This window comes from Alteribacillus sp. HJP-4, assembly GCF_042139015.1.
Classification (GTDB): Bacteria; Bacillota; Bacilli; order Bacillales; family Marinococcaceae; genus JBHIKY01.
This window is the reverse complement of record NZ_JBHIKY010000002.1, coordinates 174,171-197,834: the sequence shown is the minus strand read 5'-3', so window position 1 is coordinate 197,834 and position 23,664 is coordinate 174,171. Positions and strand designations below refer to the sequence as shown.

Annotated in this window: 23 protein-coding genes and 1 pseudogene; 23 read left to right on the top strand and 1 reads right to left on the bottom strand. The window is 43.7% G+C overall.

All coding sequences use genetic code 11. The features are described 5' to 3' along the window. The first annotated feature begins 98 nt into the window (after positions 1-98). The 4 genes from ACE4RR_RS02435 to ACE4RR_RS02420 all read left to right on the top strand — a co-directional run bounded on the left by ACE4RR_RS02435 (position 99) and on the right by ACE4RR_RS02420 (position 2,657). Positions 99-629 (top strand): YceD family protein, encoded by a 531-nt coding sequence (locus ACE4RR_RS02435; protein ID WP_375533801.1) that lies wholly within the window; start codon positions 99-101, stop codon positions 627-629. A 34-nt stretch (positions 630-663) separates the two neighbouring features. Continuing rightward, positions 664-840: a 50S ribosomal protein L32 gene (gene rpmF / locus ACE4RR_RS02430; protein WP_375533800.1), complete on the top strand. Its 177-nt coding sequence runs from the start codon at positions 664-666 to the stop codon at positions 838-840. A 329-nt stretch (positions 841-1,169) separates the two neighbouring features. Next, complete coding sequence (locus tag ACE4RR_RS02425) at positions 1,170-1,934, top strand: enoyl-CoA hydratase/isomerase family protein (protein WP_375533799.1); 765 nt, start codon at positions 1,170-1,172, stop codon at positions 1,932-1,934. A 129-nt stretch (positions 1,935-2,063) separates the two neighbouring features. Beyond that, positions 2,064-2,657: an RsfA family transcriptional regulator gene (locus ACE4RR_RS02420; protein WP_375533798.1), complete on the top strand. Its 594-nt coding sequence runs from the start codon at positions 2,064-2,066 to the stop codon at positions 2,655-2,657. A 71-nt stretch (positions 2,658-2,728) separates the two neighbouring features. On the opposite strand, the gene ACE4RR_RS02415 is transcribed toward ACE4RR_RS02420, so the two are convergent. Continuing rightward, entirely contained in the window at positions 2,729-3,229 is a 501-nt protein-coding gene (locus ACE4RR_RS02415; protein WP_375533797.1) for an N-acetyltransferase, read from the bottom strand. Positions 3,230-3,428: 199 nt separating this feature from the next. On the opposite strand from ACE4RR_RS02415, the gene ACE4RR_RS02410 reads away from it, so the two are divergent. The 19 genes and pseudogenes from ACE4RR_RS02410 to ftsZ all read left to right on the top strand — a co-directional run bounded on the left by ACE4RR_RS02410 (position 3,429) and on the right by ftsZ (position 23,634). Next, positions 3,429-3,821 (top strand): DUF3397 domain-containing protein, encoded by a 393-nt coding sequence (locus ACE4RR_RS02410; RefSeq protein WP_375533796.1) that lies wholly within the window; start codon positions 3,429-3,431, stop codon positions 3,819-3,821. A 45-nt stretch (positions 3,822-3,866) separates the two neighbouring features. Continuing rightward, entirely contained in the window at positions 3,867-5,501 is a 1,635-nt protein-coding gene (gene bshC, locus ACE4RR_RS02405; protein WP_375533795.1) for a bacillithiol biosynthesis cysteine-adding enzyme BshC, read from the top strand. A 154-nt stretch (positions 5,502-5,655) separates the two neighbouring features. Next, a pseudogene (gene mraZ, locus ACE4RR_RS02400) lies at positions 5,656-6,086 on the top strand (division/cell wall cluster transcriptional repressor MraZ). A gap of 24 nt (positions 6,087-6,110) precedes the next feature. Beyond that, positions 6,111-7,061, top strand: coding sequence for a 16S rRNA (cytosine(1402)-N(4))-methyltransferase RsmH (rsmH, locus tag ACE4RR_RS02395; protein WP_375533794.1), 951 nt, complete (start codon positions 6,111-6,113; stop codon positions 7,059-7,061). Position 7,062: 1 nt separating this feature from the next. Then, positions 7,063-7,428 (top strand): cell division protein FtsL, encoded by a 366-nt coding sequence (gene ftsL, locus ACE4RR_RS02390; RefSeq protein ID WP_375533793.1) that lies wholly within the window; start codon positions 7,063-7,065, stop codon positions 7,426-7,428. 249 nt (positions 7,429-7,677) lie between these two features. Then, complete coding sequence (locus tag ACE4RR_RS02385; protein WP_375533792.1) at positions 7,678-9,810, top strand: penicillin-binding protein; 2,133 nt, start codon at positions 7,678-7,680, stop codon at positions 9,808-9,810. A 101-nt stretch (positions 9,811-9,911) separates the two neighbouring features. Then, on the top strand, positions 9,912-11,837 hold the full coding sequence (locus ACE4RR_RS02380) for a stage V sporulation protein D (RefSeq protein ID WP_375533791.1): 1,926 nt from the start codon (positions 9,912-9,914) through the stop codon (positions 11,835-11,837). Between the two features lie 106 nt (positions 11,838-11,943). Beyond that, positions 11,944-13,422 (top strand): UDP-N-acetylmuramoyl-L-alanyl-D-glutamate--2,6-diaminopimelate ligase, encoded by a 1,479-nt coding sequence (locus ACE4RR_RS02375; RefSeq protein ID WP_375533790.1) that lies wholly within the window; start codon positions 11,944-11,946, stop codon positions 13,420-13,422. 18 nt (positions 13,423-13,440) lie between these two features. After that, positions 13,441-14,412: a phospho-N-acetylmuramoyl-pentapeptide-transferase gene (mraY, locus tag ACE4RR_RS02370; RefSeq protein ID WP_375533789.1), complete on the top strand. Its 972-nt coding sequence runs from the start codon at positions 13,441-13,443 to the stop codon at positions 14,410-14,412. Then, positions 14,412-15,764: a UDP-N-acetylmuramoyl-L-alanine--D-glutamate ligase gene (gene murD / locus ACE4RR_RS02365; RefSeq protein ID WP_375533788.1), complete on the top strand. Its 1,353-nt coding sequence runs from the start codon at positions 14,412-14,414 to the stop codon at positions 15,762-15,764. The genes mraY and murD overlap by 1 nt, the downstream gene beginning before the upstream one ends. Before the next feature lie 84 nt (positions 15,765-15,848). After that, positions 15,849-16,958 carry a stage V sporulation protein E gene (gene spoVE / locus ACE4RR_RS02360; RefSeq protein WP_375533787.1) on the top strand — a complete coding sequence of 370 codons (1,110 nt, stop codon included), beginning with the start codon at positions 15,849-15,851 and terminating at the stop codon, positions 16,956-16,958. 23 nt (positions 16,959-16,981) lie between these two features. Beyond that, a complete protein-coding gene (gene murG, locus ACE4RR_RS02355) occupies positions 16,982-18,076 on the top strand; it encodes an undecaprenyldiphospho-muramoylpentapeptide beta-N-acetylglucosaminyltransferase (RefSeq protein ID WP_375533786.1) in 1,095 nt (364 codons plus the stop codon). A gap of 24 nt (positions 18,077-18,100) precedes the next feature. Then, complete coding sequence (gene murB, locus ACE4RR_RS02350; RefSeq protein WP_375533785.1) at positions 18,101-19,012, top strand: UDP-N-acetylmuramate dehydrogenase; 912 nt, start codon at positions 18,101-18,103, stop codon at positions 19,010-19,012. Positions 19,013-19,081: 69 nt separating this feature from the next. Further along, positions 19,082-20,005, top strand: a complete 924-nt coding sequence (locus tag ACE4RR_RS02345; RefSeq protein WP_375533784.1) for a cell division protein FtsQ/DivIB — start codon at positions 19,082-19,084, stop codon at positions 20,003-20,005. Positions 20,006-20,028: 23 nt separating this feature from the next. Beyond that, positions 20,029-20,217, top strand: a complete 189-nt coding sequence (locus tag ACE4RR_RS02340) for a DUF881 domain-containing protein (protein WP_375533783.1) — start codon at positions 20,029-20,031, stop codon at positions 20,215-20,217. Positions 20,218-20,491: 274 nt separating this feature from the next. After that, positions 20,492-20,683: a hypothetical protein gene (locus tag ACE4RR_RS02335; RefSeq protein ID WP_375533782.1), complete on the top strand. Its 192-nt coding sequence runs from the start codon at positions 20,492-20,494 to the stop codon at positions 20,681-20,683. 7 nt (positions 20,684-20,690) lie between these two features. Then, the gene (locus ACE4RR_RS02330; RefSeq protein ID WP_375533781.1) at positions 20,691-20,864 is read left to right on the top strand and encodes a DUF1290 domain-containing protein; all 174 of its coding nucleotides are present in this window, start codon (positions 20,691-20,693) and stop codon (positions 20,862-20,864) included. 200 nt (positions 20,865-21,064) lie between these two features. Beyond that, positions 21,065-22,354 (top strand): cell division protein FtsA, encoded by a 1,290-nt coding sequence (ftsA, locus tag ACE4RR_RS02325; RefSeq protein WP_375533780.1) that lies wholly within the window; start codon positions 21,065-21,067, stop codon positions 22,352-22,354. 107 nt (positions 22,355-22,461) lie between these two features. Beyond that, on the top strand, positions 22,462-23,634 hold the full coding sequence (gene ftsZ, locus ACE4RR_RS02320) for a cell division protein FtsZ (RefSeq protein ID WP_375533779.1): 1,173 nt from the start codon (positions 22,462-22,464) through the stop codon (positions 23,632-23,634). Positions 23,635-23,664: the final 30 nt, after the last annotated feature.

Here is a 23,664-nt window from a genome sequence, read left to right as displayed (position 1 = left end):
AAACTGTTGACTTTAACAAATTATAATGTAAAGAAAAAATATTGACAAATACATGGATGGTGGATATAATTACTCATGTTGCCAAGAGGTGATTTATTATGAAGTGGAGTATTCAACAGCTGCTTGCCAAAAGGCATTCAGGCTTTACTTTTGAAGAAGAAGCCGACGTTAGCGAACTAATAGATCGCGATCGTGAAATACGCGACATTTCACCTGTACACATTTCAGGGGAAACGGAATACACCGGAGAGACGGTAACATTTACGTTCCAGGTGAGCGGTTCTATGATTCTTCCTTGCTCACGTACTCTTGCTGACGTTCATTACCCTTTCGATATTAAAGCGGTGGAACGTTTTCAGCTGGATGGGGGCCCTGTCGATGAAGAAGATGTTCAATTGCATGAACCTGAAAATGGATATGTGGATCTCCTTCCGTACGTAAAGGAAAATATTCTGCTTGAGCTTCCCATTCAAGTGTTCGCCAAAGAATCTGATGGAAAAGCGCAGGCTCCTCAGGTGGGCAGAGACTGGGAAGTTATATCGGAAGATAAGATAAAAGCAGAAAAAGAAGAAGCTAATAAGGAAGTAGATCCGAGAATGGCGGATCTCGCTAAATTTTTTGACAAGTAACAGTGAAAACAGCCCCTAAAAGGAGGTGGGAAGCATGGCAGTACCATTTAGACGAACTTCTAAAACCCGTAAAAGACAACGCCGCGCTAATTACAAAATTGAAGTGCCAGGCATGGTGAAATGCCCGGATTGCGGCGAAATGAAACTATCTCACCGTGTATGTAAACATTGCGGTTCTTACAAAGGTGAAACGGTTATTGAAAAGGATTAATATTTCCTTCAAAGGAAGCTGGTGGTTATGACAGAGGTCACAACCACCAGCTTTTTTGTACCTTAAGTAAGTATATAAATAGGGAATCATTTTATCAGGGCTTTTAAAAATAAATACACGTACGTTTCGAATGCAGCGTAAGGCGACGATTCGGGTCGCAGACATTTCAAGGATTAGTATAAGAAAAACTAAGACTATCGCCTATTCCAAAAAGCGAGAGCCTTAGTTTTTTATATATTATAGGTTTTTTTCTCTCTAAAAATTATATCGTCCTCTTAATGCTACGCTATTATTAAACTTACTGACCTCAGACAGGGAGGAAATTATTAATGACTGATAAAGTAATACTGGAGGAAAAGGATGCCGTTACGTACGCCATTATCAACAGGGAGGCGAAACGGAATGCAGTGGACTATGACGTGATGAATCAATTAGAAGCTATTATTGATAACGTGGAGCAGCAAAAGAACATGGGTTGTTTAGTTATTACAGGCTCTGGGCGGAAAGCCTTCTGCTCGGGAGGAGACCTTTCAGTTTTTCACAAGCTTCATACGAAGGAAGAAGCCCTGCCGATGCTGAAAAAAATGAGCAGAGTCATTACTAAACTGTATTTTTTGTCTAAGCCGACAGTCGCTCTGCTGAACGGTGCTGCTGTCGGGGGTGGAGCGGAGATTGCGGCTGCGTGTGATTTTCGTTTCGCCGCGGCCCATGCAAAAATTGGCTTCGTTCAGTCAAAGCTTGCTATTACTACGGGGTGGGGAGGAGGATCCATTTTATTCGAGAGGATACGAGAAGAAGAGGCGTTTGAGCTATTGTTATCAGGGCGGGTCGTATCCACCGACGAGGCCGTAAAGCTCGGGCTCGTACAAAAAATTTTAAAAGGAGAAGATATCCGTTTTGAGTGTGAAAATTATTTACAGTCATGGCTGAGTATCGAAGGTAGTGTGCTGAGCACCTATAAAATGCGAAAGCTTGATCGCACCAATCAAGAACTGCTGAAGAAAAGAATTGAACGAGAAGTAATTGATTGTGCATATTTATGGGGAGAAAAGCCACATCTTGAGGCTGTGGAAGATTTCCGCGCGAAGAAATAAGAGAGCTCTTATTCGTTTCTTTCTAATCTATGAATAAAAAAGCAAAAAAAGGAGATAATCTTTTGATAGGCAGATTCTATCTTTTATTGCTGTGTCATAGATATGAAGTAAAGAAATGGAGGGATGGACATGGTCTTGCCAAGACAGGATGCATGGTCGGCAGATGATGACATTTTACTTGCAGAAATAGTGTTAAGGCATGTGAGAGAAGGAAATACCCAATTGAGTGCTTTTCAGGAAGCTGGAAATAGATTATCAAGAACGGCAGCTGCCTGTGGATTCCGCTGGAACGCATATGTAAGAAAGAAGTACGAAGCGGCGCTTGAAATTGCGAAATCACAAAAAACGAAACCTGCTGTTGAAGCTGAGGTAGTAGTACCTCCTGAAACACCTGCTGTTCAAAAAGAAGCGGCGCCTAAAACAATTGTAGAGAAGCCTTCTGATTATAAAGAGAGGCTGGAGGAAACAATTACTTTCTTAAAAGAAATTGCCCCTGTTCTCCAAGAAGAGAATCTTGAGGTTAAAAAAACAGAAGAGAAAAATAATGAACTGTTGAAAAAGAATGAAAAGTTGGAAAAAGAGATTTCCAGCTTGAAAAAGGATTTTGAACAAATCTGTGAGGATTACAAAGCTATGCTTGGTGTCATGGAGAAAGCCCGTGCCCTGTCAGAAGGTGCGCTGCCTTTTCTGCGCAGCCAGGAAGACGAAAAGAGAAGCAGCTGAGAGTTTCTTCATAAAACAAAGCCCTGCACCATTTTACAAGTGCGGGGCTTTATAATTGATGTCATAATGTTTTATGGCAGCGTCTGGGCACCATCTGGCATTTCCTGTGGCTGTACTCCTTTTGGATACCATACAAATGGATTTTGGCCTCTGTCACGCTCAGGATTATAGCTCACCGCTTCAAAACCCATCTTTTCCCAAAAATCATCCGATCGCTGCCTCGCATTGGTTTTTACCGGCAGATCAAAGCTCTTCGCATGGTCAACCATTGCTTTTCCGTAGCCACGCCCCCGGTAAGGCTCCAGGACTTCGAGCTTCCACAGTTCTAAGTAATCCTGAGGAGGATCGAAATAACGGTCGTGCTTGCCGTTAATTTTGTACAGGCACATTCGAGCTACGAGCCGGTTTCCGTAATATACCCCATAAAATGGAGACTGGCTGTCATTTTCAATGATATTTTCCTCTAATTCCTCTTTCATTGAAAGCTCCTGAGCCCCAACCTCTTTAAAATTTTGAAATTCTTCAAGCGTTTTGTAGTTTACTAATAAGCGTTTCACTTCCACATGAGTCATGTACATTACCTCCTCAAAACAATACATATATAGTACCATACCTTAATTGACCCCGCGATAAACGAAATGATTTTCTACTTAAATGGTGATAGGAAGTAAATGGAGAGTATGCTAAAATTTTATTTACATTTGATCAGAAAGAGGCGTCAGTAAAAAAGAATTATTAACTGGATTTCGAACGAGAAAGAAGGAGAACAGCTTGACAGATATTGCTGCCTATTTTTTTACTTTTATCATTACTCTTCCATTCCTCGGCTGGTACCTCGTGTACATTGTGACCGTGAAGTGGACGAAGCGGAAGGGTAAAGCTGTCCGGCTGGCAGCCGATCTTACGACCATTTTCTTTATTATTGCTGTTCATATCTTAATTCATGCTATCTGGTCGGTATCACTGCTGTGGCTGATTTTGCTGACGATGCTTTTCATCAGTGCCGCCTATACGATTCTTCAGATACGGTCCTCACCTGAAGCACCTTTTTATAAACTGTTAAAAGGAATTTGGAGATTGCATTTCTTCTTATTCAGTATCGTGTATATTCTACTTGTTTGTTATGGTCTGACCATAAGTCTCCTCAATGCTTTTCTCATTTGAATAATTAATGATATTCTATATATTGCAGATCAGAAGGAAGAAAGGTTGAACTACTTCATGGAAGTAATCGAAGAATATATCGCGTCCTCCATTCCCTTAACAAAAGATTACATAAATAATAGAGAAAAAGCTGCCGCCCTGTTTGATTACGGGACGAAAGAAAAAGACTTCTTAAGAAGGTACCAGGAGCTTTCACAAAGGTCGTTTGACAGGAAAGCGCTCTATCATCATTTAAAAAAGTACAACCAAAATCTTTACTATTCAATAGGAGCCCTTGACGAACTTAATAAATTAAAGAGGCCGGAGACGGTATTCGTAGTGACGGGTCAGCAGGCTGGTCTCCTGACAGGACCTGTGTACACAATATCAAAAGCGATAACTGTTATTAAAGAAGCAAAGGTTCGCGAGCAACAGCTCGGTGTGCCGGTTATACCATTGTTTTGGATTGCCGGGGAGGACCATGACCTGGATGAAGTCAACCACGTTTATTTACCGGGGGATCAGAAGCCGGTCAAAAAAACCTTCAAATCAAGACAGCTTCCTCAGGCGTCCGTTTCAGACCAGCCTATTTCCAATCATGATCTGAAGCATTGGCTGAAAGAAGTATTTGCACTGCTTCCGGAAACAGAACACACCATGAACATTAGCAACACAATCGATATGCTCGCTTCAAGGTCCACAACGTTGACTGCCTTTTTTGCAGAAATGATGAGATGGATATTTCGTGACAGCGGTCTAGTGATGCTCGATTCTCATCATCCTGAGCTGCGGGAACTGGAAAAGGATGTTTTTTACGCAATAATTGATGATAATTACAAAGTACGGAAAGAACTAAAAAACGGCAGCATAGCGAGAGAGCAAGCTGGTTATCCGCTGCTGGGCGGAATAGATCTTGAATGTGCCCATTTCTTTTTTCATGAAAATAGACAGCGCAGTTTAATGTATGAGCGTCCCATTGAAAAATATATGGATAAAAAAGGGGTTTTCACTTATTCTAAAGGACGCCTGCTCGATGCAGTCCGGACCAAACCTTCTCTTTTTAGTGCTAACGTACTGACAAGACCTCTTATACAGGATAGTATTATTCCGGTGCTTTCATACATTGGCGGTCCCGGAGAGATTAATTATTGGTCGGTCCTGAAGCCGCTGTTTCATCATTTTCACATGAAGATGCCCCCTCTTTTGGGACGTATGGAATTTACCTTTGTTCCCCGCACTGCCGAGGCTGCCCTCCAGAAAGAAAGGGTGGAGATTCAGCAGATCGTTACAGAAGGTGCGGCTTCTCCGCTCGCGAAAGCCCGCCGCCGTGGGATTCAAAGTGATGGAAATGAATTGGCGGCAGCAGCAATAAACGCATTAAGGCCCCATCATCAAAAGCTCAGTGAAGCATTGCGGGGGACGGCGCCTGGAGAAGAGAGCTTTAGTGAAAATCATTGGAAAAGAATGGTTTATGAACTGGAGAGATTTGGGAATAGAATAAACAAACACCAGGAAAATAAGAACTTAGCATCAATCAAGCGTATTGAGAAGGCGGCACAATTTCTGCGTCCGTTCGGTCAACCGCAGGAACGTATTTATTGTATTATCGTATTTTTAAACCTTTACGGAAGCCATTTTGCAGCGGAGCTTTTATCTCAGGATATTACAGCAAATAACCGTCATAAAACAATTATTTTGTAAATTTCAGGTACAAACATGAGTGAATAGACTGTTATTGTAAAAAACCTCCATATTCTGGAGGTTTTTTTGTCGCGAAAAGAGTTATAAAAATGGTGGTATGAAGTGGGGGATTGTGGTAACTTTAATGTAGAAGGTGGGGGAGGATGGTTCCGAAATGTTCATGGGGGAATATCACCATAATGCGGATGATAAGGGAAGAATGATTGTCCCATCGCGGTTTCGCGATGATCTAGGGACGACGTTTGTCATCACCCGCGGACTGGATAAATGTTTATTTATTTACCCGATGGACGAATGGGAACGACTTGAAAGCAAGCTAAAAACCCTTCCTTTCACTAATAAGGATGCGAGAGCATTCACCCGCTTTTTTTCTCAGGAGCCACAGAGTGCGAATTAGATAAGCAGGGAAGAATCGGGATACCACCGACGCTCAGACAGTACGCCTCCATTTCAAAGGAGTGTGTAGTAATCGGGGTATCGAGCCGGGTGGAGGTTTGGAGTAAGGAGCTTTGGCAGTCCTACTTTGAAGACTCTCAGGATTCATTCTCTGAAATTGCCGAAAATATTCCTGACTTTAATTTTTAAACAACAAGGGGGGAAAATGCGAGGGTGGAACAATTCTTTCATGAGACCGTGCTCTTACATGAAACAGCCGATGGGCTGAATGTCCGAGAGGATCATACATACGTCGATTGCACCTTAGGAGGCGGGGGGCACAGCGCGGCAATACTTAACAGGCTTAATGGGACAGGTGCCTTATATGCATTTGATCAGGATGAAAAAGCTATGGCCCATGCCAGAGAGAGATTAAAGAAACATAATTCGGAGCTTACCTTTATCAGCTCCAACTTTGAACATCTAAAAAGAGAATTAACGAGCCGCGGAGTAGCCGGAGTGGATGGAGTAGTGTTCGACCTTGGCGTTTCTTCCCCGCAGTTTGATGAGGCAGAAAGAGGCTTCAGTTATCGTTTTGATGCTCCACTTGACATGAGGATGGATCAGCGCAGCTTATTGACTGCAGAAGAAATTGTTAATGAGTATTCGTTTGAAGACCTGGCTTTTATTATTTCCCGGTATGGAGAAGAGCGCTTCGCAAAACAAATCGCCAGAAAGATAGAAGATTTTCGAAAGCGCACCAGCATTAAGACAACCTTTCAATTAACAGAAATTATTAAAGATGCTATTCCTGCACCGGCAAGACGTAAAGGAGGGCATCCTTCTAAAAGGACTTTTCAAGCGTTACGAATGGAAGTCAACAACGAATTAAAGGTTTTAGAATCAGCTTTAAAACAGGCAATTTCTTTGTTAAACCCTGAAGGCAGAATATGTGTGATAACCTTTCATTCCCTAGAAGACAGATTGTGTAAGCAGATATTCAAAGCTGCAAGCAGTATGCCGGATCTTCCTCCGGGGTTGCCGGTTATACCGGAAGGGGAAGAGCCAGAGCTGACATTGATAACGAGAAAGCCGATTACGGCAGGAGAAGAAGAATTAAATACAAATAATCGAGCACACTCAGCCAAGCTGAGAATTGTGGAAAAACGTAAGGGGGACGGTTAACATGAATAATCTCGCTCAGCAGATTCAGCGTCAAAAACAAGAGAAACAGGTAGTACATAAAAAAGTCGAGCATCGAATAAGAGGCCATGTAACACGTGGGGAAAAGTTCATCATTACAGCAATGGCGGCAGCTATTATTTTTGCTTCATTGCTTGTTGTTACTAATTTTGCAAACATATACGCCCAGGACCGGGAAATTTCGGCTTTGAACCAATCCATTAATCAACAGACGAGTACAAATGAAAGCCTTGAATTAAAAGTTACCGAATTAAGTGCTCCAGATAGGATTATGCACTATGCGAAAGAAGAGCTTGGAATGGAGCTTGACGATAATAGTGTAAGAGTTATCCAGGGCTCGGCGCCTTAAAAATTATATAAGGATGGGGGCTGGCTGATCATACTTATCACGCCGGCCCTTTTCTTTTGTCATTTTTACCTGAAAGGTAAACCAGGCATTTGCCTATGGAGCAAGGAAAGCTATAATTATGGCTGGATGCATAAAAGAGGCGGTGAAGACATGTTGAATCTTAGAAGAAACAGCACGATAAAGCGAGCTTTATTTTTAATGGTTTGTATTAGCCTGTTCTTCCTGATATTTGCCGGGAGGGTCGTGTATGTGCAGGTAAGTAAAGAAGTGAAAGGGCAGGATCTGGCGGCACTCGCAGAAGAAAAGTGGACAACAAATCTGACTCTTGAGGGAGAGCGCGGCGGAATTTTTGACAGGGAAGGCGACGCGCTTGCAGAAGAAGTGCAATCCTACACCGCATTTGCCATCCTTGATGAGGATTATGAGGATTATGTTGAAAACCCTAAAAAAACAGCTGAAAAATTAGCACCAGTCATTGAAATGGAGGAAGGTGAACTAGAAGAGCTGCTAAAGCGTGATGCATTCCAAGTAGAACTTGGTTCAAAATCTCGTTACTTAACTCTCACAGAAAAAGAAGCAATAGAAGATCTTGAACTGCCAGGCATCCATTTTCGAACTGAACCAAAAAGATATTATCCCAACCAGATGTTTGCATCACATGTTATCGGATATACAGAGCGGGATATGAGTGCTGCAAGATTAGGTCTGGAAAAAGGGTTGAATGAAGAGCTTTCTTCAAAAGATGGGTCTCTTTCGTACCAAAGAAATGTTCAGGGAATTCCGTTATTAGACCGTAAAGAAGTAATGGAGGAACCGGAAAACGGTGATGACGTTCATTTGACTATTGACTCAAATATTCAAACAGCGCTGGAGCAGGCAATGACAGAAGTAGAAGATGAATATAATCCAGAAAAAATTACAGCAATCGTGGCAAACGCCGAATCTGGAGAAATTCTTGGCATGAGTAATCGTCCAAGCTTCAACCCAAATGAATACGAAAGTATAGAAAACTATACCAATTATGCAATATCTGACAGAATCGAACCGGGCTCAACTATGAAAATGTTTACACTTGCAGCTGCTATAGAAGAAGGTGTATACAATGGCTCAGAAATGTTTGAATCGGGAAGCTACAATATAGGGTCCACTACAATTTCCGACCATAATAACGGGGAAGGCTGGGGCACTATTTCGTATAACGAAGGCCTTCAGCGTTCTTCCAACGTGGCATTTGCTAAGCTTGCGCTGGAGAAACTCCATAAAGAAAATCTGTATAATTATTTGGGAGCTTTTGGACTCGATGAAAAAACGGGCATAGACCTTCCGGGGGAGTCAGGCAGTTCAATCGCTGAACTGAATGATTTGAATGCAGGAATAACTGCTTTTGGCCAGGCATCTGCGTTTACACCGATTCAGCTGGTACAGGCGGCAACGGCGATTGCCAACGACGGCCAAATGATGAAGCCGTATGTGATCGATAAAATTTACGATCCTGATTCTAAATCCAATACGTACACATCAGAGCCGGAGGCTGCTGGAAAGCCTATATCAGAAAAGACCGCTGCAGATACAAGAGAGCTGCTGAAAACGGTTGTAACTTCCGAAAATGGCACAGGCCGGCCATTTGCAATCGATGGTATTGATATAGCTGGGAAAACAGGCACCGCCCAAATTTCTGACCCGGAAGGAGGAGGCTATCTCTCTGGGCAGAACCAAAACATTTTTTCTTTTATAGGAATGGCTCCTGCCGATGATCCGAGCATTATCGTTTATGTCGCGGTGGACAGGCCAGAGCTTGAACCGACTGAAGCTGGTTCTGCACCTGTTTCCCAGATATTCAATCCAGTGATGAAACAAAGTCTCTCCTATATGAATTTGACTCCGGATGATGTGGAGGATGAAGAGGTTTACGAAGAGGACGGTATCGAAGCAGAGAACTATGTTGGACGATCCCCAGAATCTGTTTCTGCAGCATTAGAAGATAGCGGGCTTGATCCAGTTGTTGTAGGAGAAGGGGCTGAAATCGAAGCGCAGTATCCTAACGAAGGAGACGCTCTCGTTATCGGGCAAAAAGTGATGCTTCTTACAAATGGAGAGCCGATGATGCCGGACATGAGCGGATGGTCGCTCCGTGATGCGAAAAGAATGAGTGATCTTCTCGGACTGGAGCTGCATCATTTAGGATCCGGCTACGTTTCCAAACAAAGTACCGAGCCTGGGGCATCCATTTCCAATGAAGGATACATTACTGTTGAATTACAGACAAGAGAAGAAGCAGCGGAGGCACAGCGTGAGGAAGAAGAAGGAAACACAGAGAGTAGTGAAGAGGAAGAAGAAGGAAACACAGAGAGTAGTGAAGAGGAAGAAGAAGTAAGAGAGTAGTTATAAAAGGGGAGGCATGCAAGTTTGTTCTTATAAATCCGGTACAGGCATAGGGTAGATTAGTGATGACATTCTAATTTACCTACGGTGGTGGTATAAACGTGCGCGTATCAAGCTTTACAGTAAAGAAAAGACTGTTGTTTATTCTCGCTGCAGGCTTGGCTGCGGTCCTCATTTTATTAATAAGACTTGGCTATGTTCAATTTTCAATGGGAGAATGGCTGACAGGGCTGGCAGAGGATTCCTGGGGACGCAACATTCCATTTGAAGCAGAACGAGGAGAAATTTTAGATCGAAACGGAATCGTATTAGCAACCAATGTCAGTGCTCCTTCGATTCTTGCTGTACCAAGGCAGATTAAGGATCCGGAAGCTACAGCAGAGGCTCTCGCAGGGGTGCTTGATGTTACAAAGGAAAAGGCATATGACTGGGTAACAAAGCAGGAATCTACGGTGAGGCTGAACCCTGAAGGGCGAAAGATATCTAAGGAAAAGGCAGTAGAAGTACGCGAGCTGGAACTTGAAGGTATTTATATAGCAGAGGATAATAAACGCCATTATCCAAAAGGCTCCTATTTGTCCCATGTCCTTGGATTTGCGGGAATTGACAACCAGGGACTGACCGGCATTGAAAACTATTATGACGACAGACTTCAGGGCGACCCTGGTTATGTGTCCTTTTTTTCTGATGCCAAAGGAAAAAGAATGCCGGGTATTGCTGATGACTATAAAGAACCAAAGCAGGGCGACCATTTGCGTCTAACCATAGACGACCGAGTCCAGACGATCATTGAAAGAGAACTCGACATTGCAGAGGCCACCTATAACCCGGATGGGGCAATCGCGATCGCTATGAATCCAAATACAGGAGAAATTCTAGGGATGAGCAGCAGGCCGGATTTTCACCCCGAGGATTATCGTAATGTTCCCCCTGAGGTGTACAATCAAAATAAACCGGTCTGGTCTCAATACGAACCAGGATCGACCTTTAAAATTATTACATTAGCCGCAGCACTGGAAGAAGATAAAGTGGATTTAAAGAACGATACCTTTCATGATCCAGGCTATATAGAAGTGAGCGGCCATAAGTTAAGGTGTTGGAAAAAGGGCGGCCATGGACAGCAGACGTTCCTTGAAGTCGTGCAGAATTCTTGTAACCCCGGGTTTGTTAAACTAGGAGAGAGGCTGGGGAAAAATGTACTGTTTGATTATATTGAGGCGTTTGGTTTTGGAGAAAAAACAGGCATCGACCTGCAGGGGGAAGGCACTGGTATTTTATTTGACAGAGAAAATGTAGGACCGCTTGAACTGGCCACCACAGCATTCGGGCAAGGTGTCTCTGTAACACCGATTCAGCAGGTAGCCGCTGTGGCAGCTGCCGTGAACGGAGGTTATCTTTATGAACCTTATCTGGCCAAGGAGTGGATGGATCCTGAAAGCGGAGAAGGAAGGGAAATGTATCCCCCCAATATGAAAAGACGTGTTATTTCAGAAGAAACGTCGGCGGAGATCCGAAATGCGCTCGAGCACGTAGTCGCAAAAGGAACTGGTAAAGGGGCATTTGTGGATGGATACCGAGTCGGGGGAAAGACCGGAACAGCTCAAAAGGCCGTCGGTGGAAAATACCTTGAAAATAACCACATAGTATCATTTATCGGGTTTGCCCCTGCGGATAATCCTGAAATTGTCGTTTATACTGCCATAGATAATCCAAAGGAAACGCTGCAATTTGGGGGGATTGTTGCAGCCCCGATTGTCGGCAATATTATAGGAGACTCCCTTCAGGCAATGGGAGTGAAAAAAAGATCTGAACAGCTTGAAAAAGAATTGACATGGACGGATGAGCCCACTATGGAGGTGCCTGATATTACCGGATTTACTCTGAAGGAGCTTCATGATGCTTATTATCCGTTTAAAATAGAAAAAGATGGGGAAGGTTCAACTATTCTCGCCCAATCTCCCCAGCCCGGCGAAAAAATAAAGGAAGGCGGAACAATCAGGCTTTACCTTGGGAATTCTTCCAATTAAAATAGGTATGGTTCCCTTTTCGATTTGGCACCCGCTTTGCATAGTGCATGACATTTCAGCTTTGCCGGGTGCCTCACTTTTTATTAATAATCAGGAGCGTTGATTTATGAAAAAATTATCAGAAATCCTTAAAAAACTTGGTCCGTTCCACATACCGCTTGAAAAAGACCTTGTTATTACATCTGTACATATGGATTCACGAGAGGTTACGAAAGGCGGTCTCTTTTTCTGTACGAAGGGTTACACGGTCGACAGTCATGATTTCGCCGCTCAGGCAGAAAAGCAGGGAGCGGCTGCTATTGTGGCAGAGAGGGACGTAGATGTAACCATCCCTGTAATTAAAGTCAAGGATTCAAAAAGGGCAATGGCTATCCTTGCAAACGAATTCTACGATCACCCAACCCAAAAATTCCGGCTGATCGGCATTACTGGAACGAATGGAAAAACTACTATCAGTCATTTAATTGAAACCATTCTTCAGAAACAGCGACTAACGACCGGAATGATTGGAACGATGTATACGAAAATCGGCGGGAAAACAGAAGAAACGAAAAATACTACACCAGAGTCGCTTCTACTGCAGCGCTTGTTTGCACAAATGGCGGAAGAGTCAGTCGATGCCTGCATTATGGAAGTTTCTTCTCATGCTCTTGATTTGGGAAGAGTCAGGGGCTGTGACTTCAATACTGCTGTTTTTACTAATTTGTCAAAAGACCATCTCGATTATCATCAGACGATGGAGGAGTATAAAAGGGCCAAGGGACTCTTGTTTTCCCAGCTTGGAAATGCTTATGATAGCAAAGGAAAAACAGCTGTATTAAATGCTGATGATGAGGCATCCTCCTTCTATGAGAAGATTTGTTCCCAGCCTATTTTGACCTATGGTATCAACAAAAAAGCAGATATCCAGGCCACTGATATTGTGGCAGGGCCGGACGGCACAGAGTTTATACTTCAGACGCCGGCAGGCAGTGAAAAAATACATATGGCGATGGTCGGCCGCTTCAGTGTGTATAATGCGCTGGCGGCAGCGGCTGCCTGCCTGGCGGAGGAAGTGCCTTTGAAGGTGATTGTGGAAGCGCTGGAGGAAATTAAAGGGGTGGACGGCCGGTTTGAACCTGTTAGAAACGGGCAGTCATTTGCTGTCATTGTTGATTACGCCCACACTCCCGACAGCCTGGAGAATGCTCTGCAGACAATAAATGATATCGCACAAAGAAATGTTTATGTTGTAATTGGCTGTGGAGGCGACCGGGATAAAACAAAGCGTCCGGAAATGGCGGCAGCCGCAGTGAAATACAGCACTCACGCTGTGTTCACGTCGGATAACCCACGTATGGAAATCCCTGCTGTCATTCTGGATGAAATGCAGGCTGGGGTTAATAATAATGATTCGTATACGGTAATCGAGGATCGACGGGAAGCTATTCTTTATGCAATCCAGCTGGCAGAGAAAGACGATATCGTACTGATTGCCGGTAAAGGACATGAAACCTATCAAATTATTGGAAAAGAAGTGTTCCCCTTTGATGACCGGAAGGAAGCTTTTCATGCAATTGAAAAGGCACGGAAGGCCAAAGAATAACCAAGGAGGAAGCCCTGAATGGTAACACCACTATTTGCAGCACTCATTACATCTTTTATATTGACCGTTATCCTTTCCCCGATTTTTATCCCCTTTTTAAAGAGATTGAAATTCGGGCAGAGTATTCGGATAGAGGGACCGCAATCACACCAGAAGAAGGGCGGCACCCCCACTATGGGCGGAGTGATGATCCTGCTCGCAGTCCTGATCACAACTTTCGTAATGGCGATGGCAGGGAATGGTATGGATACTGAAACCATACTCTTATTATTTGTTACAGCCGCATTTGGTCTGATTGGTTTTTTAGATGATTTTATAAAAATCACAAAAAAACGAAACCTTGGTTTGACTTCTAAACAAAAGCTGGCTGCTCAGCTTTTGGTTTCTCTTATTTTCTTTATCGTATTGTATAATGGCCAGTTCAGCACAGCAGTGAGTATTCCTGGTACTGAATATGCCCTTGAACTTGGCTGGCTTTACTTTTTGCTTGTAATTATCATGCTCGTTGGGGCATCGAATGCAGTAAATCTTACTGATGGGCTTGATGGTCTTCTTGCAGGAACAGGAGCCATCGCATTTGGAGCGTTTACGGTATTGGCATGGAACATGGAGATGAATAGTTCGGCTGTATTTTCTGCAGCTGTAGTTGGCGGGGTTCTCGGATTTCTAGTATTTAATGCTCACCCTGCAAAGGTATTTATGGGAGATACCGGCTCCCTTGCTCTTGGCGGGGCGATCGCAGCTCTGGCCATCATTACTAAGCTGGAGCTGCTGCTTGTCATTATTGGCGGTGTCTTCGTAGCAGAAACACTTTCCGTAATATTACAAGTGCTCTCATTTAAACTGCGGGGAAAACGAATATTTAAAATGAGTCCCCTTCATCACCATTTTGAACTTTCCGGCTGGTCAGAATGGCGGGTCGTTGTCACATTTTGGACGGCAGCCTTTGCGATGGCCGTATTAGGAATATATATTGAGGTGTGGTTGTAATGAAATTTGTAGATACCTTTCAGCATAAGAAGATTCTTGTGCTTGGGCTGGCGAAAAGCGGATATGCAGCTGCAAGATTGATAAAGCAGCTTGGAGCCAGTGTAATTGTAAATGACGCAAACGATTTGAGTGGATCACCAGAGGAAAAAGAGCTGAAGCAATTGAATATAGAGCTCGTGTCCGGATCTCATCCTCTTAGTCTTTTAGATGACGGAGTGGAATATATCGTTAAAAATCCCGGCATACGTTATGATAATCCACTTGTGAAAAAGGCACTCAGTTTTGGTATACCGGTAGTTACAGAGGTGGAGCTTGCCGGGATGATATGTGAAGGAAGTATTATTGCAATTTCAGGCTCAAACGGAAAAACTACCACTACGTCACTCATCCATGAAATATTGCAGGCTGGTGGCACGACGTCCCACATTGCAGGCAATATCGGCAAAGTAGCCTGCGAAATCGCACAGAATGTAGAACAAAGTGAAGTGATGGTTACTGAGCTGTCGAGCTTTCAACTGAAGGGGACGAAAACATTCCAGCCGAATATTGCCGTGCTGTTAAACATCTTTGATGCCCACCTCGATTACCATGGAGGCAGAAAAGACTATGAAATGTCAAAAGGAAAGATGTTTGCCAACATGACAAAAGATGATTTCGCAGTCTATAATGCCGATGATCCAGCATCAGCGAAACTGGCAGAAGCTTCAGAAGCAGTGCTTGTTCCTTTCTCTGTTACAAAAGAAGTTACAGAAGGGGCTTATGTCAGCGGAGATATGATGTATTTTCGAAATATTCCTGTCTTATCTGTTCACGAAGCAGCCCTGCCCGGCCGGCATAATCTTGAAAACATGCTTGCTGCGATTGCGGCTTCCATGCTTTATGGGGCGGAGGCAGCTCACGTAAAAGAAGTACTAATGACTTTTCAAGGAATTCGTCATCGCCTGCAGTTTGCGGGGGAAGTCGAAGGCAGAAAAGTATATAATGATTCTAAGGCAACTAATATGCTCTCCACTCAAAAAGCGATTGAAGCCTTCACTGACCCGGTCGTTCTAATTGGCGGAGGGCTCGACCGGGGGAATGAATTTAATGAATTAATTCCTCATTTTCAAACTTTAAAAGGCGCTGTCTTTTTTGGACAGACAAAAGCTAAACTTGCCGATGCTGCAAAAAAAGCGGGACTTGAAAAAGTGAAAACGGTCGAATCTATTGAAGAAGCGGTAACCGAAGCGTATCAATATACAGAAACTGGAGATATTCTGTTATTATCTCCTGCATGCGCCAGCTGGGACCAGTTCAAAACGTTCGAGGACCGCGGGGAAGCGTTCTTAACCGCCATCAAAACACTCAGCTAATTTGCGTAGTCTGATTGGCATGTTCACCTCACGCGGGCATACATTGAAGTAAGGAATTCAATGAGTGTAAAGAGGTGAATCTGCATGCCAAAACCGCTGCAGCCTGTTGATAGGATTTTATTTTCAGCGATAATATTATTATTAATTTCCGGATTGCTGCTTGTATACAGTGCAAGCTCCGTCTGGGCAGAATATTCGCAGGGAGACGCTTTTTATTTTGCCAAGCGCCAGATGATTTTTGCAGGAGCCGGTGTTGCAATGATGATCTGGCTGTCGCGAATAGATTATTGGATTTGGAAGCGATGGGCAGGAGTACTGCTCTTCATCTGTTTTATGCTGCTGATACTTGTCTTGATTCCCGGAGTAGGGATGGTAAGAGGCGGAGCACGAAGCTGGATCGGTGCTGGAGCATTCTCCATTCAGCCATCAGAATTTATGAAACTCGGAATGATAATTTTTGTGTCCGCTTATTTGTCAGAAAGACAAAAGTGGCTCCATAGCTTTAAAAAAGGAATGCTTCCTGCACTGCTGCTGCTATTTTTTGCATTTGGGCTGATAATGCTGCAGCCGGATCTCGGTACTGGCACAGTCATGGCAGGCACGTGTATGGTGCTGTTGTTTGCGGCCGGAGCAAAAATTAAATATTTTGTATGGCTTGCTTTACTAGGAGCGGGAGGATTTATTGGCCTTATCGTATCTGCACCGTATCGAATAAAAAGAATTACATCTTTTCTTGACCCATGGTCTGATCCACTTGGAAGTGGGTTTCAAATTATTCAATCTCTATATGCAGTGGGACCTGGCGGATTATTCGGCCTTGGTTTTGGGGAAAGCCGTCAAAAGTATTATTATCTGCCTGAACCGCAGACAGATTTTATTTTTGCCATTCTTGCTGAAGAGACAGGCTTCATAGGAGCTGGAGTGGTGCTGATTTTGTTTGGTGTACTGCTGTGGAGAGGTATGGCCACCGCCTTAAAATCTCCGGATTTATTCGGAGCATTTTTATCAGCTGGTATTTGCGGAATGATTTTTCTGCAAGTCCTCATTAACGTAGGAGTTGTAACCGGGCTTTTCCCTGTGACCGGTATCACTCTGCCTTTTCTCAGCTACGGAGGGTCCTCTCTTACCTTAATGCTTCTCGCAGCCGGAATAATGTTGAATATATCAAGGCACTGTGCGGGCTGGAAAACGTAATAATAATTTTGCAGGAGGTTCTTATGAAGGTTATAGTAACCGGCGGAGGTACAGGCGGACACATTTATCCTGCCCTCGCTTTAATAAAAGAAATAAAAAGGCTGGACCCGGAAAGCCAATGTCTTTATATAGGTACAAAAAAAGGATTGGAAAGCGATATTGTACCAAGAGCCGGAATCCCATTTCAAACTATTGAAATTACCGGATTTAAACGAAAAATTTCTTTCGAAAATGTAAAGACAATCTGGCGTTTTCTTGCCGGCACGAAAAAGGCAAAAAAGTTCATTAAAGACTTTCAAGCTGACGTTGTAATCGGAACAGGCGGGTATGTAGCGGGACCCGTAGTTTTCGCTGCCGCAAAAATGAAGATTCCAACAATGATTCATGAGCAGAATAGTGTCCCGGGCCTGACGAATAAATTTTTAAGCAGGTATACAGAAAAAGTGGCTGTTTCTTTTGCCGATTCTGTCCAATATTTCCCCAAGGAGAAAACAATATTAACGGGAAATCCGCGTGCCTCGGAAGTCGTTCAGCAAAAAACTGCGAATCCTTTACCTGAGCTCGGTTTAAAAGAAAATATCAAAACCGTGTTAGTCGTCGGAGGAAGCCGGGGAGCAAGGCCGATTAATGAAGCTTTTCTTGAAGCACTCCCGGACATTGCAGAACGAAAGTGGCAATATTTATATGTTACCGGCTCTGTGCATTATGACAAGGTAATGGAAGAAGCAAAAAAGGCAGGCAGCCCGGAAAACGTATCGATTCAGCCTTTTATTCATAACATGCCGGAAGTATTGGCACACTCAGATCTTATTGTAACCAGAGCGGGGGCGACGACGCTGGCAGAGATTACAGCATTGGGACTGCCATCTATTTTAATTCCGAGCCCCTATGTTACCAATAATCACCAGGAAAAAAATGCTCAGTCGCTGCGCACAAGCGGGGCTGCCATTGTAAGAAATGAACAGGAAATGAATGGGCGGCTTCTGCTCGAGGATACTGATGCGGTACTAAATAATGAAACAAAGTGGAAAGAAATGCATTCAGCGGCTTTAAGTCTTGCCACTCCTAATGCGGCAGAGCACTTATATGACACAATTTTAAATTTAGTGAAACGATAATCTCCGGCAGGAGGAGGAAGCATAATGAACGAATTTATTAAGGAGCTTGAACAGTCTGAAGTGGGAGTTATTAAAGTAAATGAACCACTCTCAAAACATACTACATGGAAAATAGGCGGCCCGGCAGATGTATTTATTGAACCTGACGGTACGGATGGGCTCGTAAAGGCGATGGAGATCATTATAAAACATAAGATTCCGTGGCGAGCCATTGGAAAAGGCTCTAATCTTCTTGTCGATGATGATGGGATTGAAGGTGCTGTCATTAAGCTGGGGCAGAGCATGGCGTCAATGGAGGTCGAGGGGGAAGTAGTAACGGCCGGCGGTGGCTATCCCTTCATACCACTCGCAACATTAATTAGTAAACAAGGGTTATCCGGATTAGAGTTTGCCGGAGGCATTCCGGGAACAGTCGGAGGAGCGGTCTTTATGAATGCTGGCGCTCATGGCTCCGACATGTCGAGGATTTTAATAGAAGCTCGGGTATTATTTCCTGATGGCCGTCTTGAATGGATTAAGAATAAAGATATGGATTTCTCATACCGGACGTCACGTCTCCAGAAAGAAAAAGGTATATGTGTGGAAGCAAAGCTGCAAATGAAAAGAGGAAATAAAGAATTAATAGTAGCAGAAATGCAGAAAAACAAGCAGTACCGAAGAGAAACGCAGCCATGGATGCACCCTTGTGCAGGAAGTGTATTCCGTAATCCACTACCTGAACATGCAGGAGCGCTGATTGAGAAAGCCGGCCTGAAGGGATTTCAAATCGGCGGCGCTCAGATCTCTGAGATGCATGGTAATTTTATTGTCAATAAGAATAATGCACAGGCACAGGATGTATTAGATATTATTGCCCACGTAAAAGAGAAGGTACGATCCAATTATGGAATAGAGATGAAAACGGAAGTGGAGCTGGTGAGAAGACAGGCAACGTAAGCCTGTCTTATTCCCTTCTCTTCCACAGCAATAATTTTTAGTAAGGATCTGAAGAATGGAGGAGAAGCTGTGAGCGAAAAGAAAGTCGTAACGCTGAATGATCGTATACCTGCATGGAAAGAACAGCGGAAAAAGCGTTCAAACCGCAGGCTCATCTTATCTCTTTCGATCTTTTTTATTTTGATCCTTCTCGTCGTATATTTTCAATCTCCTTTAAGCCATATCCGCACGATCGAAGTGAACGGACTGAGTTACACAGAGGAAGAGATGATTATTGAAGCGAGCGGTATTCAAACAGGGACAAGCATGTGGAATATGGACAAACAGGCAGCAGAAAGAAACATTAATCAGCTTGACGAAATTTCAGAGGCGGAGGTCAGCCGTTCAATTTTTTCCGCAGTAACAATAGAAGCAGAAGAAATGGAGCAGGTCGGCTATGCTTTTAGTGAAGGTGAATATGTGCCCGTATTGAAAAACGGTCATACGCTTACCGGACAGAGCCGTTCTACTTTTTCAAGCGATGCTCCTGTACTGCATGGATTTAAAAATGAGCAGAAGCTTGAGGCAATGGCAGAGGAGCTGGGTCAATTAGGAGACGGTATTCTTAATATGATGTCAGAAGTCATTCTTACTCCGACTAAGGAGGATGAAAATGCCCTGCGCATTTACATGAATGATGGCGTAGAAGTTGCAAGCACGATAAATAACTTTTCCAGAAATATGGCTTCTTATCCTTCTGTCTCTCAGGAAATTGATCCGGGGACAAGCGGAATTCTTCATATGAAAATGAGCCCGTATTTTGAAGCTGATGAAGTGGAACAGGAAGAGCAGGAAGCTGAAGAATCTCAAGATAATACGGAAAATCAAACGGAACAGAGTGTGGAAGATGAGGAAACGGCTCCGGTAGAAGAGGAAGACGCTGGAGAGCTGGAAGGGCAGAACGAGACAGTTGAAGAGACAGGGGAAGAAGCCATTGAAGAAGAAGGAAACTAAATGAAAATCCTAATCAATACATTGTGCATGAATGCCACATTCAAGAAACTGTGGATGAATTATTATTGGCAGGGGCAGAAGCGGTCTCAGTTAATGGCTACCGGTTAACTAATTCCTCCTACATACAGTGCACAGACCCAGTAATAACAATAGACGGACATACCTCGACGGCTCCATTTGTGATAAACCCATTGGAAATGCAGATAAACTAGAAGCAGCTTTTCAATGCCATTGAAAAAGAACGATTAATTGAAAACTCTGCTTTTCGTGCAGTTGGCAGCAGCACGCATGTGAACGGAAAAAACTTCCGCAGTTCCCGCTGGAAATATTTATTCTTACCGACGATCCGGAAAAGCTCCACAATGAGATTACATTAACGTGTCACAGTCTGCAGATTTTGTCGAAATTGAAAATCTAAACATGGAAATAAAAGAAGTCCCTGCAATTACTTTGCCAGCGTATGAAGAAGTAAGGAGGGGGCGGCTCATGAATGCTGCAGAGGAAAAAAGAATGAAATGGTTTATTATTACCGGAGTGATAGTTGGCGCTGCCGCAGGGTTTCGAAGCAGTATTTCTGTTCCCTCAGTTTATCAATTATATTTGGGTGTCATTTTACTGGCAGTGATAGAGGCAGCTGCAGGAGCGGCACGGGCTTCATGCGAAAAAAAATTTTTATGAGATCCTTTTGCTGAACGGATTATCATTAAATCTAATATTTGCTTTAAGTATAACTTTTCTAGGGATCCAACTTGGTGTAGACTTATACTTAGCAGCAATATTTGCATTTGGGACAAGGATATTCCAGAATAATGCAAAATTACGGAGGCTGTGGATTGCTGCTTCTAAAGAACATGAATAAGCAATGTAAGGTTATTTCTAATTTATAAAGGAAATTTTTATGAATTGTTGAACTGTAATAGTATTGAAAAAAAATCGTAATTTTTTTTTGCTAGATTTACACACCATCGACCGGCTCACATGCTAAGATGGAAGGAAGGCAAAAATACTCAGCTATTACCAATAGATGCAGTTAAGATATAGAATGGGAGGTGCCAATAGATGAACAGCGAAGATATTTACGTCAGCCTTGATATCGGTACGTCCGGAGTTAGGGTAGTTATCGGAGAAATGTCCGGAGGATCGTTAAAGGTCGTTGGAGTAGGCAATGCCGACTCCACTGGAATGAAAAAAGGATCGATCGTAGATATTGATGAAACGGTAAATTCTATAAAGCAAGCTGTGGATCAGGCAGAAAGAATGGTTGGACTGGAAGTAAATCAAGTGATTGTAGGTGTCAACGGCAATCATATTGAAATGCAGCCCTGCAGCGGAGTAGTTGCAGTTTCAAGTCCGGACCGGGAGATACGCAATGATGACATTGAGAGGGTAATGGATGCTGCTCAAGTTTTGTCGATTCCTCCCGAACGAGAGATAATTGATGTCATCCCGAGCCAATTTATTGTGGACGGGCTTGAAGAAATTAAGGATCCCCGCGGAATGCTCGGTGTCCGTCTGGAAATGGAAGGCACAATCATTACCGGGGCTAAAACTGCGCTACATAATTTATTGCGCTGTGTGGAAAGGGCCGGACTAGAAATAGCTGATATCTGTCTTCAGCCTCTTGCTGCAGGGACAGTAGCAGTTTCAAAAGATGAAAAGGCCCTCGGTGTAGCACTTGTTGACATCGGAGGAGGCTCCACCACAGTCTCCATCTTTCAAAATGGTAAACTTCAGGGAATGTCAGTGCTTCCTATTGGAGGCGGCCACATTACTAATGACATTTCAGTCGGACTCCGTACTACCTCTGAAGAAGCCGAGAGAATTAAAAGAGAACATGGGCATGCCTTTATAGATGATGCTTCCGATGAAATTACATTTGAAGTAAGAACAATTGGAAACGAACAATCAGAAGAATATTCCCAGTATGAAATTGCTCATGTAATTGAACCTCGTCTAGAAGAAATTTACGAAATTGTTGCTGATGAGATTTATCGATTAGGTTATACGGAGCTTCCGGGAGGATTTATACTGACAGGCGGCACTGTAATGGTCCCGGGAGCTCCGGAATTAGCACGGGATGTTTTCCGGCAGAACGTCCGAATTGCTGTGCCGGATTATATTGGAGTAAGAGAGCCGATATATACTACTGGAATCGGACTTATTGAATTTGCCCATCGAAATGTTAAAATTCAGGGTAAAGAATCTGCTTCCGCAGTTAATGCCTCACCTGAAAAAACTATGGAAAAACAGCCGGTGGGTAATCAAAAGCCGGAAAATAATCCAAAGGATGAAAATGAAGCCGGTGTGAAGGATAAAGTGAAGAACTTTTTTAAAGTGTTTTTCGAATAGCACGTCCTGCGCTTATTTTTATGAAACTATGAATTCAGGGCGTTTGAGCTTATCGATAAGGCGAGATTCAGCCCGCTTACAGATCTGATAAATTAGGAGGACCTTAGATGTTGGAATTTGAAATGGATATGGATCAACTGGCACAGATTAAGGTAATCGGAGTAGGAGGCGGCGGTTCTAATGCGGTGAACCGTATGATTGAGAACGGCCTTCAGGGAGTAGAATTTATCGCAGTCAATACGGATGCCCAGGCGCTTCAGTTATCTCAGGCTGAAACAAAGCTTCAGCTCGGCGGCAAGCTTACAAGAGGGCTGGGGGCAGGTGCCAACCCTGAAATCGGAAAGAAAGCTGCCGAAGAAAGCAAGGAACAGATTGAAGAAGCGCTGACAGGTGCTGACATGGTATTTATTACGGCCGGAATGGGAGGCGGAACCGGTACAGGAGCTGCCCCAGTAATTGCGGAAGTGGCAAAGGAAATCGGTGCGTTAACTGTCGGGGTCGTAACAAGACCGTTTACTTTTGAAGGACGCAAACGCTCTGGACAGGCTGGGCATGGTATTGGAGCTTTGAAAGAAAAAGTAGATACTCTGATTGTTATTCCGAATGACCGGCTGCTTGAAATCGTCGATAAAAACACGCCGATGCTTGAGGCTTTCCGGGAAGCAGATAACGTACTGCGCCAAGGTGTGCAGGGCATTTCAGATTTAATTGCTGTTCCTGGTCTAATCAACCTTGACTTCGCTGACGTGAAGACTATTATGAGTGAAAAAGGTTCTGCTCTTATGGGCATTGGAATTGCCACCGGAGAAAACCGGGCAGCAGAAGCGGCGAAGAAAGCTATTTCCAGCCCGCTTCTTGAAACGTCAGTCGATGGTGCCCAGGGGGTTCTAATGAATATTACCGGCGGCTCGAATCTGAGTTTATTCGAGGTTCATGAAGCAGCTGAGATTGTTTCAGAAGCATCTGATCTTGAGGTAAACATGATCTTTGGTTCCGTCATTAATGAGAATTTAAAAGACGAGATAGTCGTAACGGTCATAGCAACTGGATTTGAGGATGCCGAAGATAAAAAGGCAAACTCCAGCCAGCGTCAAGGAGGAATGCCGCAGCGCCGCAGCGCTCCTGCTGCACCACCGCGGCAGAGCCAGCCCCATCCTCAGCAGGAAAGACCGATGCCTGAAGAACCGGCAGAGCCGGCCAGGAATGAGCAGGCGCAGGAGGAAGATTCAGAGGCTCTTGATATTCCTGCGTTTCTACGTAACCGCCGCCGCAGAAAATAATTTATTAGATAAATGCAATGCTGCAAATTT